The organism is Microcoleus sp. Z1_A1 (assembly GCF_036700305.1).
Taxonomy (GTDB): Bacteria; Cyanobacteriota; Cyanobacteriia; order Cyanobacteriales; family Microcoleaceae; genus Microcoleus.
Genome location: NZ_JAUBOR010000002.1, coordinates 31697 through 45090, shown reverse-complemented (window position 1 = coordinate 45090; position 13394 = coordinate 31697). Strand labels below are relative to the sequence as shown.

Here is a 13394-nt window from a genome sequence, read left to right as displayed (position 1 = left end):
TGACAATTCCTGGAAGAACGAGCTAGGCTAGCTGTAGACATCTATTTCGATCGGGATTTACGCACGGGTGGCCAGAAACCGGGTTTTTTCTGAGAAGACGTGTTATACCAATTTTTTATCAGGTTGCATAGAATCCGATCCCCCCTAGCCCCCCTTAATAAGGGGGGGACAAGATTCCGATCAAAGTCCCCCTTCTTAAGGGGGATTTAGGGGGATCGAGATATGTGCAACTTCACATTAAATTGGTATTATAGCACCCAAAAGCGACAAAAACCCGGTTTCTTTGGTGTTGATGCGTAATATCCTGTGCGGTAGATTAGCGATTTGTCGTCGAGGGGGCAGGTTTATGAGATTGTCGGTTTTCGGCAATTATTGTCGGTGAACCTGCCCCTACAAGACATGGCGTTTGTAATAACGGATCGGATCTATCTGAGATATTGCAGCATTCTCCATTAGCTGTAGGGGCGGGTTCGCCAGTAGGCTTAAACGTTTGCAGACAGGTTAAATAAACCCGCCCTCCCCCACGAATAATCCCCTCAAGTCAATCGGACTCGATATAACTCCTATTATTCCCAGGAATGCACAGATAAAATTTCATTCACCCTCCAAACATGGCAAAACCACTAGCAATAGAAACTCGCGGGCTGACGAAACAATTCGATCGCCATATAGCCGTCAATGACATCGATTTGCAAGTAGCAGCAGGCGAAGTATGCGGACTGATCGGCCCCAACGGTGCCGGGAAAACTACTTTGCTGCGGATGTTGGCGGCGGCCCAGGAACCGACTACAGGGGAAATTTACATCAACGGGGATAGGTTATTGCGCGATCGATCGCACCCGATTCTCAAACAGCGCATCGGCTTTCTTCCCGATGACTTTCCCCTCTACGACGACTTGACTGTTTGGGATTATTTAGACTATTTTGCCCGACTCTACAACCTCCAGCAACCGCGCCGCCGAGAGCGAATCAACTCCGTGTTAGAACTCGTGCAACTAACCAACAAGCGCAACAGCTTAATTTCCACCCTTTCGCGGGGAATGAAACAGCGCCTGAGTTTGGGGAGAACTATTATCCACGAACCGCTATTGTTGTTGTTAGACGAACCGGTTTCTGGCTTAGATCCGATCGCCCGAATGCAGTTCCGCGAAATTATCAAACTTTTGCAACAAGTGGGCATGACTGTAGTCATATCATCTCACGTCCTCAGCGACTTAGCCGAACTTTGTACCTGGGTTGGTATCATGGAACTCGGATATCTGGTCGAAAGCGCACCTTTACAAGAACTTTACAAACGCCTCAGCCGCCAGCAAATTTTGATGTCGGTTTTAGGAAATAAATTAGAAGCGCTAATATCCGAGTTAAAAAACTTTCCTTGGATAGAAAATTGGGCAATAATCCCGGAAACTCAACAGGTGTGCGTTGATTTTTCAGGAAGCCCGGAAGATGCAGCCAATTTATTACGCGAACTCGTCGCCGCCAACATTCCCCTAACCGAATTCCACTGCACTCAAGAAGATTTAGAAACCATCTTCCTCAAGATGGGACACCAGCAAGCATCTTAATTTAGTCGTTTCCATAATCAAATTAATTCTTTGTGGAACGGGCATCTTTCCCGTTATTGAAAATAATTCAACAGTGAGTTATAACTGAGTTATATTCTTTACGGTTGGACCGGAATTATTTAACCGCAGAGAGCGCAGAGGACACAGAGGAAGAGAAGAGAGAGAATTACCAATTACCAATAACTAATCAACCATGACACTCAACTTACTGGACAAAGTCGGCAACTGGAATCCTCAGTTATTTCGAGAAATCAAAGGCCGCTTGAATACTGGCAATATGGCGATCGCATCTGCTTTCTCGTTAGGGCCTCAACTGCTGCTGTTCATGTATTACAGCGCCCAGTTACCCGTTGCCCTTCGTAATGTCGATCGTACTGAACCGATTTATAACAGATTTTGTGTTTTAAAGACGACCACTAACACGAAACAAGGAACACAATGTCTCACAGATGCCTTGGGTAATATAGTAATTGATTGGCCCAAGTGGTGGGTAGAAATATTTATTTGGCTGAGTATATTTAGCGTGTTAGTCCTATTAGTAGCAGGGACTTATATGCTCGTCAGTGACTTAGACAAGGAGGAACGCCTGGGTACGCTCAACTTTATTCGCCTCAGTCCCCAATCTGCCAACACCATTTTTATTGGCAAAATTCTCGGTGTCCCTATTTTAGTGTATCTAGCAGCAATTCTGGCGATACCACTACATCTATACAGTGGATTAGCTGCTCAAATACCTTTGAATGAAATTTTATGCTTCTACATGGCGATTGCAGCCAGTTGTAGTTTATTCTACAGCACTGCGATGCTATTTGGATTGACAACCAGTTGGTTGGGAGGATTTCAACCTTGGTTGGCTAGCGGTATCGCTTTGTTTGTGTTTGTAATCTCTACCATGAAGTTAACAGTAACTGCTGGGGATTTAGGAACATTTGTATCTGCCATTGGCATCCTAAGATATCTAATTGTTGGAAGAATGGATAACTATGAATTTAATTCATTAGGTGCAGACATACACCAGTTACAATGGTTTTACTTGCCCATCGGTAAAAATATTGTAAGTGGCATTATTTTGTCTCTGTCAATTTGTAGTATCGGAACCTATTGGATGTGGCAGGGATGGCAGCGCCGTTTTCCCAATCCCACTACTACAGTTTTGAGCAAGCGACAAAGTTATTTTGCTGTTATCTGCTGTCAGCCCATTATCTTAGGCTTTGCACTCCAATCTGACCCCCTAGCCTACGGTAAAACTTTTCCTTTGCTAACATTGAATTTGGTGATGTTCTTAATTGTAATAGCATCTTTAACATCTGAGAGACAATCTTTGTATGATTGGGCAAGGTATCGGCAACAAATTGTTCCCAGCGGTCACAAGTTGTGGCGACGTTACCCACTACTCGATTTGGTTTGGAGCGAAAAAAGTCCGGCTGTAGTTGCGATCGCGATTAATCTTCTCAGCTCATCCTTCATTTTACTCAGCGGACTAATTTTAATAGATCGGGGCGAGTTTGAAAAGTCTCACACAAGCATATTTTGGAATGTAATTCTCGGTATCAATCTGATCCTCATCTACGCAACCATCACCCAACTATTCCTATTTCTCAAAACCCGCAATCAGGAAATTTGGGCCGTAGGTACTATCAGCGGTGCTATCTTGTTACCACCTGTGATTTTATCTATGCTCTTGCTCACTCCAGAAAAAAATCCTGTCTTCTGGCTATCTTCAACCTTTCCGATTTTTTGGTCTTTTTCGCCTGACATAGGATCTGGAACTACGATTTTGATTTCGATACTCAGTCAGTGGACTGTGTTGCTGTTGTTGAATCTCAAATTGCGATCGCAACTGAGACTCGCAGGGGAATCAGCTTCTAAAGCACTGCTGAAAGCTTGAAAAAGCAGGGGAAACTTGAAACTCCGATTCAGGCCGGGATTTAAACCCCTGCCTGAAACCTTAAGTCGTCTGAAGACGACTGTTCAACTAACTTAGGAGCGCGAATTAAATAACTTACAATTTTAATTGTTATTGTGAGATGGGCTCTTATAGCCCGTCATGAGTGGACGGGCTATAAGAGCCCATCCCACTTTCAAGAGTGGAAGTTATTTAATTCTCATTCCTTATTATGCCAATTCCGCATTTATACTCGACTTTATATTAAGCGATAGCGGTCGCCGCTACATACAAAGCTCACCTTCGCAGGCTTTAAGATTAAAGTTGAAAAAAAAATCTGACTGTAAGCTGTTCGACATTTAAAGGACGATTGTAGGGGGCCCAGCGTACATAAGCGTTTCCCTTGTAAGCGTAAGTGTTCGCGAATGGCGCACCTTACCTGGTTCGTTAGTCGTTTAAATGCTCCACAGCTTACAGATCCAAAATTATAGAGTCAGCGTATATTACTAATGAACGCAGTACAAAATTTCATAGGTTCGCACCGCTAAAAATTTCAGCTTGCCTGTTTGGAGTTGAGCCGCGCTCCCCCGCCAGCTACACACCCAACTATAAAATACGGCTAAGCGATCTGTCTTTAGGACTGGGTTTATTTGAATCCGGGGGCGGGTTTATATATCATTTTAGCTGCCTGTAATACTTGTATGGCAAGCCCCCCCCTACAGCCGAAAATCATAAAAACTATCCTAAAAGTGCGAATTTGTGATATTTTGACTGAGAATACCACCGCCGTTAGGCAACAGAAGTATCAAATTTAGAGGGTGATTAGAGCATGGCAGAAATTAGAGGCACCGCCCAAGCAGACTTGCTAGCAGGAACTCCAGAAGATGACCTGATTTTTGGTTTGATGGGCACTGACACCATTGCCGGAAACTCTGGTAATGACAGTATTTTTGGAGGTAAGCAAAGCGATTTAATTGATGGCAATTCTGGTCAAGATTCGCTTTTTGGAGATTTAGATAACGACATTATTAACGGCGGCGAAGGTAACGATTTTTTAGTGGGCGGAAAAGGCAGCGATTCCATATCGGGCAACTCCGGCAATGATGTTTTGTCGGGCGATCGAGATACTGATATCCTGATAGGCGGAGACGGGGCAGACCTATTTGTTTTGAGGCGCTACGCTGAGGCTGACCCTTTCCGTACCAGTGGCGGTGTTAGTTTGGCAACTGCTGACCTGATCGCCGATTTTACACCCGGTACAGATTTAATCGGTTTGGGGGAAGGTCTCAGTTTTAGCGACTTAAATATTTTGGAAGCTGGAAACAATACTGTTATTCAAGACCGGGTAACAGGAGAATTTCTCGCTACTCTCCAAGGAGTGAGACAAAGTGCGATTAACCAGGCAAGTTTCACTAATAATATTAGCAGCGTTGTTCCCAATCCCCCGCCTCCAGCGCGGACAACGGCTTATGCTTTAACTCCTGCTAATCGGATTGTCGGTTTTAGTCTTTCCAATCCCGGAAGTGTCCTCACAGATTTGCCCGTAACTGGATTGCCAGCGGGAGAAAGTTTGCTGGGAATTGATTATCGGCCGGCTAATGGTGTGCTTTACGGTGTGGGTTCTAGCAATCGCTTGTATACTATCAATCCGATGACTGGGGAAGCAAGTCCAGTCGGTAACGGGCAGTTTGCTGTTCCTTTAACTCCGGGGGCTGCAGGTTTTGATTTCAATCCGACAGTCGATCGAATTCGCTTTGTCAATGAAGGCGATCAAAACGCCCGCCTCAACCCGGATAACGGGGCACTTGTGGATTTTGACACGGTGGCGGGGGGAATTCAACTCGACGGGAATTTGGCTTATGTTGCGGGCGATCGCAATTTTGGGTCAAATCCGGCGGCAGCAGGGGCTGCGTATGTGAATAACTTTGCCGGGGGAACTTCGACAACCCTGTTTGTAATTGACAGCGATTTGGATGTTTTGGTGCGACAAGATCCGCCGAATAATGGAGGGTTGAATACGATCGGATCTTTGGGAGTTGATGCGAATAGCGTTCTCGGCTTTGATATCAGGAGTATTGGCGGCCGCGAGGTGGCTGTGGCGGCGCTGGAAGTCGGTGGCATTTCCGGCTTGTACAATATCAATTTAAGCAGCGGTCAAGCTTCCTTTGTCGGTCAAATTGCCGACGGAAGACAGATTAACGGTTTGGCTTTGCCTTTGCCTACAGCTTACGCCTTAACTGTCAGAAATGGCGCTGAAACAATTGTCGGTTTTAACGAAGCGGCACCGCGGGCGATTCTCAGTGACGTGTCAGTTACAGGGTTGCAGCCCGGAGAAAGTTTGCTGGGAATTGATTTTCGCCCCGCTAACGGTGTGCTATACGGTGTGGGTTCTAGCAATCGCTTGTACGCGATTAATCCAGTTACTGGGCAAGCCAGTGCCGTCGGTAGCGGGCAGTTTGCTGTTCCCCTAACTCCGGGGGCTGCGGGTTTTGATTTCAATCCGACAGTCGATCGAATTCGCTTTGTCAATCAAGCCGGTCAAAACGCCCGCCTCAACCCGGATACGGGGGCAATTGTCGATGTTGACACGCTGACGGGGGGAGTTCAACTCGACGGGAATTTGGCTTATGCTGCGGGCGATCGCAATTTTGGCAATCCCGGCGCGGCGGCGGCTGCTGCGTATGTGAATAACTTTGCAGGGGCAGCTTCGACGACACTGTTTGCAATTGACACCAATTTAGACATTTTGGTGCGGCAAGATCCGCCGAATAATGGGGTGTTGAATACGATCGGATCTTTGGGAATTGATGCTGGTACTGTTCTCGGCTTTGATATCAGGAGTGTTGACGGTAACGAGACGGCTTTGGCTGCGATCGATGTTGGCGGAGTTTCCAGTCTATACAATATCAATTTGACGACTGGTCAAGCTTCGATTGTCGGTCAAATTGGTGACGGGCAAGGGATTAAAGGCTTAGCACTAACTTTGATTTAAATGGTGCAGTCCGACAGTCCCGCAGTCCAACAGTCCGACAGGGGTTGAAACCCCTGTCTCATAGCGAAAGTCCTCTAAAGAGGACTAAAAATTAGCAACTAAAAATTAGAATTTGAGTCGGTTTTTAACCGACTTTTGCTATTAGCCAGGGAATTCATTCCCTGGCGGGTTTCGGGAGAATGGAACAGCCTTTTTTCTTCAGGAAAGTTGGAAGGTATCGAGAATGTACCTCACACGCACGCAATCCGCTATCAAATAAATTCATCGTTAATTTGATAATAATATCAAGTCGGGTCGATCCATTATAATATAATGCCATATCTTGTAGGGGCGGGTTCACCAGTATTCTCTCCCTCAAAACCAACAAATTCATCAACCCGCCCCCGCCCATAGCAACACTAATCGATCGGACACAACATAAAATGTTATCTCAAGTTTTTTACTTGCTACGTTCCCGCAGTGACGGCAAATATCTGTCCGCGAATCCCAATCCAGATGCGGCAGTGAGTTACCTGCTGATGTTTCGCGAAGACTATGACGCTTTGAGCTATCTCAATGCCCACGCTGCTGATGTTGCCGATCGATTCGGAGTAGAATCGATTTCCGGTTCTCAGGTAAAAAAGCTACTCGAACGTTGGGGCTTTAACGGCGTGGGGGTTGTTCAAGACCCGCTGTTACCGAATATTGAGTTTTTATTGACAAATAATTGACAATTGACAAGATTTGCGCTTCACCCGGTTTCTGGAAGAAATCGGGTTTTTTTGTCAAGTTTTGAGCCGATCGCCCGATCGAGTTTGTACAGTTCTGTGCCCCATATCTAGTGCAAATTGTCAAATATATTAACCTTTTACCCTAAATCTGAATCCTGTTGTATATTCGTAGTCTGTTGATTTATTCCGACACGTCAGTACACAACCTATGGTTAGAGAATTAGAGCGATCGAGTGCCAACGAGAAACGCAACCTGTCCGATTTCCCCGAAACAGCACCCGCCGCCAATCCCGTATTTTTTAGGACTTACAGCCGCCGTACCGAGACGGGAAGGGAGACTTGGGCCGAAGTGTGCGATCGAACAGTCAAGGGGCTGCAAAAGCTGGGAAACCTCACCCCCGAAGAAACACAACTGCTGCACCGAATGCAAAACCAGCTCAAAACCCTCGCTTCAGGCCGCTGGCTGTGGGTAGGTGGCAGCAAATGGATCGAGCAACCAGAGAATTTTTCCGGCGCATATAATTGCTCCTCAACAAATATTCTCGACTGGCGTTCCTTTGGTTTGTTAATGGATTTGGCAATGATGGGCTGCGGCACCGGCGCAGTCTTGGAACCACAATATATCAACCAACTGCCGCCGATTCGCAACCGTTTAACCCTAACCATGCAAGGCGAAATCGGCTCTACACCCGCCCAGTCGCGCCGTCAAGAAACAGAAGTAAAAATAGCAGAAAAAACCGCAACTATTTATGTCGGAGATTCTCGCCAAGGTTGGGTACAATCCTATCAAAGTTTGCTGGAATTATCCACAGATGAAAGATTTGCAGGAGAAGTTCAAGTTTTCATCGATTTGAGCGATGTTCGCCCGGTGGGAGAACCTTTAAAAGGTTTTGGCGGAGTAGCAAATCCGGTGAAATTGCCCGACCTTTATCAGCGCTGCGCGGCAATTTTGAATAAAGCTTTAGGGCGGCAGTTAAATTCAGTTGAATGCTGCGTGTTGATTGATGAAGCGGCGGTCACGATCGTCGCCGGCAACATTAGGCGCAGCGCGGGGATTCGTCAATTTGATTCGAGTGATGAACTGGGCGCAAATGCTAAAAATAATTTGTGGCAGCAAGATGAAAATGGCAACTGGAAAATCGACCCCGATCGAGATGCTTTGAGAATGGCAAATCACTCTCGCGTTTTTCATCATAAACCGACGCGGGAAGAGTGTATTGATGCCGTTCGCCAACAGTATTATTCTGGTGAAGGTGCAATTCAATGGGCTGGTGAAGCTGTAGCTAGAGCTAACGTTGATTTACTTTCAACACCGAGTCTTAAACTTGAGTTTTTGAAAGCTTACGACGAAGGAAAAGCTAAACAGTGGTTCCAGGAACGCTATCCTGACATGACTGCGGAAGAATTAGAACACCGGTCAGTTCGTTTGGGCTTAAACCCGTGTGGTAAGTAATTTTGCCTCACGTTAAAAACCTCGCAAATACGGGGAAAGCTGAAATGCTAATCCCGTGGTAATCAGAAGAACTAAAAAGCTTTTGACACCGTACAGCGTAGAGAGTGAAGCTAGATTACAATGAAAAAAGCAATCTAGAATATAATCTCTCCAAGAGTGTGGGGGCGCGTATGACAAGCACCTTTTATGGCTACTCAGGTTTCTACGGTGAGCATTGTTTAAGGTCAAGTCTTGAGTACATTTACGCGAAATACCTGGACTACATGGAAATTGGCTGGACATACGAAGATAAAACCTATCTACTCTCGAATGAAGTTCGGTACAAACCAGACTTCCTTCTAGAAAATGGTGAGTATGTCGAAATTAAAGGCGTTTTTAATTATCAAAGCGACTTGCCAAAAATTCAGCGATTTGAGTCTGAGTACAATGTAAAAGTTACTATTTTTCAAGAAAAAGATCTAAGACAACTCATTAAGGATACTCCTTTTGTATTTGAGCATTTGAAACAGGAATGGAAATCTCATGCTAAGGTAAGAGGCATGGATAATTTCGGAAAGAGAAACCCTATGTATGGCGTTACTCAATCTGAAACCACCAAAGCCAAAATCAAAGCTAAGGCGAAGGCAAGATTTGCAGATCCTAGTTTCAAGGAAAAGTTTGTCAATAGTGCCAAGCGAAAAGCATACCATGAGTCACGCAAGGGCAAGAAAACAGGTGCATTAGTACCTAGATTTATTCTTACTTGCGAATTTTGTCAGAACAGTTTTGAAGTTATACAACACAAAGTATCGAAGCGTCGTTTTTGCTCCAAAAATTGCTCTGTTCAGGCACAGCATGGAAAAACTTCAACAACTAATTCTGATATTCAAACATTAGCTCATGCTTTTGCCTTGGATAATTATGAGACACTCTTATCTGTAAAGTTGAATAACCTAAAAGAGCTTTTTCAAGCTTTACAGGACTCAATACAAAAAGAAAATAACATTCTGGATATCCGAACAATATGTCAGATTGTTACAGGTAAACCATGTAGCAGAAAGGAACTCCTCTATTATTTGAGGGAATACGCGCAAAAGGTACGCGGAGCTACTGCGAAAAATAAAGCAGTAGAACTAGAGGATAAAAAGCCTTTAGGATAACAAAAATGGAAATTATCGGTTCTAACTTTCACTGTAATTTGGCGGAGGTTCACCTCAATCAACTTGACCCTTACAACTTCAAAGAACAGGAAGAAGCTTTCAGGGCTGCGGCTCTATCTGTCGCGGTACTTCTCAATCACAAATTTCTTGAACCCCGCTATCAATACAGCCGCGAACTCGACCCGATTGTCGGCGTCTCTTTCACGGGATTGTTCGATTTCTTCGTTCACGCTTTTGGCGTTGAGTGGCTGCGCTGGTGGGTGGAAGGTCGCCCGCAAACTCCCCAAGGAATCGCTTTTAAACAGCGGGAAGAAGAGTATTTGAGTGGTTGGCGCGAGATTGTCGATCGGGTAGTATGGGATTATTGCGATCGCCATTCCTTAAAACGCCCAAATCGCTGCACAACGGTTCAACCATCGGGTACTAAATCTCTGCTGACAGGTGCTTCCCCCGGCTGGCATCCGCCGAAAGCCCAGCGTTTCATTCGCCGGATCACTTTCGGCAAAAACGACCCCGTAGCCCTCGCTTGCATCGACTACGGATACAACGTGATTCCGTCTCAATCTGACAAAGATGAAAACGGCAATTTGCTGAACAATCCCTTCGATGAACGCTGTACAGAATGGCTGGTAGAAATACCTGTGGCGGTAAGTTGGGCTGACTTGCCCGGTGCTGATGAAATTGATATTAACAAGTTCTCAGCGGCGGCACAAATGGACTTTTATATGCAGGTGCAAAAGTTCTATGTCAGACATAACACTTCGGCCACGATTGAACTGCGCGAAAATGAAGTGGAAAGTTTGGGCACTCGGATTTATGAAGCGATTCGCGATGATGAAGGCTACATTTCCGCAGCGCTTTTGGCTCGGTTTGATGCACTTGAAACTTTCCCGCGTTTGCCCTTTGAACCGATAAACAAGGAAACTTACACCAAGATGGTGGAAGAGAGTTTAGCGCGCCGCCAAATAGATGTTTTTCATGCGGCACTGAGTCGCTATGACTTGGGTGAAATGATGGATTCAGGGCCGGCGGGCTGCGATTCCGATAAGTGTTTGATGCCAGAGACTAAGGCTATGTAATAGCCAATAGCCAAATCCCCGACTTCTGAAATTACTTCGATATTTCACGAAAATAACCAGAAGAAGTCGGGGATTTTATTTCTCAACCCTTCACATAATAATCCCGCGTTCCCTTCGCATTCATCGCTTCTCCGAGTCGATTTAACCCGTACACGTAAGCAGCAGTTCTCATGGAAACTGACAATTCCTGAGATTTTTTCCAAATTGCCTCAGTTTCTTCGACCATTTTATGCTTCAACCGCTGGTTGACTTCCTCCAGCGTCCAATAAAGTCCGCTGCGGTTTTGCACCCACTCAAAATAACTAACCGTTACGCCTCCGGCATTGACTAAAATATCAGGAATTACCTGAATTCCCCTCGATTCTAAAATTAAATCAGCAGCAGAATCAATCGGCCCGTTAGCTACTTCAAAAATAAACTTAGCCTTAATATCATTAACATTGGCTTCTGTTATTTGATTCTCCAAAGCGGCTGGAACCAGCACGTCTACAGCTAATGCTAAAAGTTGCTCATTTGTCAAGATTTCGTGTTCGATAATATTGCAAACCGAACCTTCGCAGTAAAGAGCTTTGATACCTTTGTTAGAATCTTTAAAACCTCGAATACTGGGGATGTCCAGCCCTTGTTTAGCATAAATTCCCCCTTGGGAATCGCTGACAGCAACAACTTTGTAACCGGCTTTCCAGAGCAGTTCTGCTATTTCTGCACCGGCATTACCAAAACCTTGTACTGCTACAGTCGTATCTTGAGGATTTAGCTCAAATTTGGGTAGAATAGTTTGTACTACAAAAAAAGCACCCATTGCTGTGGCTGTATCTCTGCCCAAACTGCCGCCGATTGTCACTGGTTTTCCAGTCACCACCGCTGGAGAAAGCTGCCGCTTAATAATATTGTACTGATCCATCATCCAACCCATAATCATGGGATTGGTGTAGACATCCGGCGCGGGAATATCGACATCGGGGCCGATGAAATCTGCGATCGCATCGACATAGCCCCGGCTCAAACGTTCCAATTCCAGTTTGGACAATTCCTTGGGATTGAGAGTAATTCCGCCCTTTGCTCCTCCAAATGGCAAGTTCAAAACTGCACATTTAAACGTCATCCAAAATGCTAAGGATTGCACTTCATCAAGGGTTACTCCCGGATGATAGCGCACTCCTCCTTTAGACGGGCCTCTGGTATTGTCGTAGCGCACTCGATAACCTTGGAAAATTCGCAGGGAACCGTCGTCCATCCGCACGGGAATCGATACCACTAAACTGGATTTGGGGTGTTTCAGCCTTTCGATCGTATCCTCGGAAAGGGACACATATTTTAAGGCTCGTTCTAATCGGCGGCTGGCATCGGCAAATAATGATTCAGACATAATTGGAAGGAAGAAGGAAAGCACGACACGGATTTTGACACGGATACACGGATACACGGATTAATTATTTAGTGTCCGTCAGATTTTGAAGTCAGAGGGAAGAAGCAAGAATAGCTGACATCTTAATTTTAAGTGTCTCTGCTGATCTACTGGTTTTCCTATACATTTTAATTTAATCACAATCCAGGTTGAATTCTGTCAACTGTCAATGGTTAACTGTTTACAAACTGCCTTGTGTTGATCGACTTTTCGAGCAGTGCCAAGCAGCTATTAAGCAGATACACTTACAATAGAGGGTGATATTTAAGCTCAAGCCACAATTTGAGTTCGATCGCTCAAATCAGTGCCAGCCATCAGGGGAATTAAATTCTGAAATATATCGAGGCTTTAGCTGACGTTAGAAACTGAATTATTATTATTATGCTTGGACTCCTAGCCGCACTCTCTGCGTCTGCGGCAGGGGGTATGAGAATTGCCATGCCCCTGCTGTTAATTGGTTTGTTGCGGATTGACAAACTTTGGTCGGAAATACCTCTATTGTCTGGGCTTCACCCCCAGGTGGTGATAGCAATTTTAGTGAGTTGGTCGCTGTTAGAGTTATTTGCTTCTAAAACCTTTGTAGGACAGCGGGTACTGCAAATTGTGCAAATTATTTTCAGCCCTATTGTAGGAGCAATTATGGGAATTGCGATCGCTCAAGTAAGTTCGATCGAGGAAATTATTGCTCACCCTTGGATGCTGTGGATAATTGGTATTGTCGGAGGTTTGTTGGCTTTAGTGCTGCAACTGGTACAAGCAGGATGGTTTTATCGGCTGCGGGGTTTGCCGATTTGGGTGATTTTCCTCCAAGATGTTCTGTGCATTTCCTTGGTTTTGTTTGCCTTTGACGCACCGCGGCAGGGAGGGTTAGTGGCGATGATGCTGCTGTGGCTGGCAATTCGCAGTTCAAAAGAGTGGTATCGATGGTATAAAAGTCAGGGAATACCGGGCGACAGGGGAAATCCCCGCCGCCGCAAGCGCGATCCTGATTAATTAGTGATTAGTTATTGGTGATTAGTTATTGGTGATTAGTCATATCGTTTACGGTTGTTTCGGAATGATTTAACCGCAGAGGGCGCAGAGGGCGCAGAGGAAGAGAAGAGAGAGATGAATAATTCCGATACCAACGGATTTTATATCATTAGTCCTTTTTAACAACAGTG

At 45.2% G+C, this 13394-nt stretch carries 9 protein-coding genes; 8 read left to right on the top strand and 1 reads right to left on the bottom strand.

Annotated elements, in window-relative coordinates; genetic code table 11:
* Positions 1-611 precede the first annotated feature (611 nt).
* From QT973_RS01395 to nrdJ (QT973_RS01365), 7 genes are all read left to right on the top strand, one after another.
* Positions 612-1565, top strand: coding sequence for an ABC transporter ATP-binding protein (locus QT973_RS01395; protein ID WP_333053682.1), 954 nt, complete (start codon positions 612-614; stop codon positions 1563-1565).
* 193 nt (positions 1566-1758) lie between these two features.
* Entirely contained in the window at positions 1759-3453 is a 1695-nt protein-coding gene (locus QT973_RS01390; RefSeq protein ID WP_333239969.1) for a hypothetical protein, read from the top strand.
* An 826-nt stretch (positions 3454-4279) separates the two neighbouring features.
* The gene (locus tag QT973_RS01385) at positions 4280-6442 is read left to right on the top strand and encodes a DUF4394 domain-containing protein (protein ID WP_333053680.1); all 2163 of its coding nucleotides are present in this window, start codon (positions 4280-4282) and stop codon (positions 6440-6442) included.
* Between the two features lie 422 nt (positions 6443-6864).
* On the top strand, positions 6865-7152 hold the full coding sequence (locus QT973_RS01380) for a hypothetical protein (protein ID WP_333053679.1): 288 nt from the start codon (positions 6865-6867) through the stop codon (positions 7150-7152).
* A gap of 208 nt (positions 7153-7360) precedes the next feature.
* Positions 7361-8605, top strand: a complete 1245-nt coding sequence (gene nrdJ, locus QT973_RS01375) for a ribonucleoside-triphosphate reductase, adenosylcobalamin-dependent (RefSeq protein ID WP_333053677.1) — start codon at positions 7361-7363, stop codon at positions 8603-8605.
* Positions 8606-8709: 104 nt separating this feature from the next.
* On the top strand, positions 8710-9744 hold the full coding sequence (locus tag QT973_RS01370) for an NUMOD3 domain-containing DNA-binding protein (protein ID WP_333053676.1): 1035 nt from the start codon (positions 8710-8712) through the stop codon (positions 9742-9744).
* Positions 9745-9749: 5 nt separating this feature from the next.
* Complete coding sequence (nrdJ, locus tag QT973_RS01365) at positions 9750-10823, top strand: ribonucleoside-triphosphate reductase, adenosylcobalamin-dependent (protein ID WP_333338483.1); 1074 nt, start codon at positions 9750-9752, stop codon at positions 10821-10823.
* Positions 10824-10905: 82 nt separating this feature from the next.
* On the opposite strand, the gene QT973_RS01360 is transcribed toward nrdJ (QT973_RS01365), so the two are convergent.
* Complete coding sequence (locus QT973_RS01360; protein ID WP_333053674.1) at positions 10906-12192, bottom strand: Glu/Leu/Phe/Val dehydrogenase; 1287 nt, start codon at positions 12190-12192, stop codon at positions 10906-10908.
* A gap of 420 nt (positions 12193-12612) precedes the next feature.
* Here QT973_RS01360 and QT973_RS01355 point away from each other — a divergent pair, with 420 nt between their 5' ends.
* Positions 12613-13224, top strand: a complete 612-nt coding sequence (locus tag QT973_RS01355) for a DUF4126 domain-containing protein (RefSeq protein ID WP_333053673.1) — start codon at positions 12613-12615, stop codon at positions 13222-13224.
* Positions 13225-13394: the final 170 nt, after the last annotated feature.

What these genes read in the sequence shown, in the direction of transcription:
- QT973_RS01380 (WP_333053679.1), top strand. Translation starts at nt 6,865, where the DNA reads ATGTTATCTCAAGTTTTTTACTTGCTACGTTCCCGCAGTGACGGCAAA.
- QT973_RS01395 (WP_333053682.1), top strand. Translation starts at nt 612, where the DNA reads ATGGCAAAACCACTAGCAATAGAAACTCGCGGGCTGACGAAACAATTC.
- QT973_RS01360 (WP_333053674.1), bottom strand. Translation starts at nt 12,192, where the DNA reads ATGTCTGAATCATTATTTGCCGATGCCAGCCGCCGATTAGAACGAGCC.
- QT973_RS01390 (WP_333239969.1), top strand. Translation starts at nt 1,759, where the DNA reads ATGACACTCAACTTACTGGACAAAGTCGGCAACTGGAATCCTCAGTTA.
- nrdJ (WP_333338483.1), top strand. Translation starts at nt 9,750, where the DNA reads ATGGAAATTATCGGTTCTAACTTTCACTGTAATTTGGCGGAGGTTCAC.
- nrdJ (WP_333053677.1), top strand. Translation starts at nt 7,361, where the DNA reads ATGGTTAGAGAATTAGAGCGATCGAGTGCCAACGAGAAACGCAACCTG.
- QT973_RS01385 (WP_333053680.1), top strand. Translation starts at nt 4,280, where the DNA reads ATGGCAGAAATTAGAGGCACCGCCCAAGCAGACTTGCTAGCAGGAACT.
- QT973_RS01355 (WP_333053673.1), top strand. Translation starts at nt 12,613, where the DNA reads ATGCTTGGACTCCTAGCCGCACTCTCTGCGTCTGCGGCAGGGGGTATG.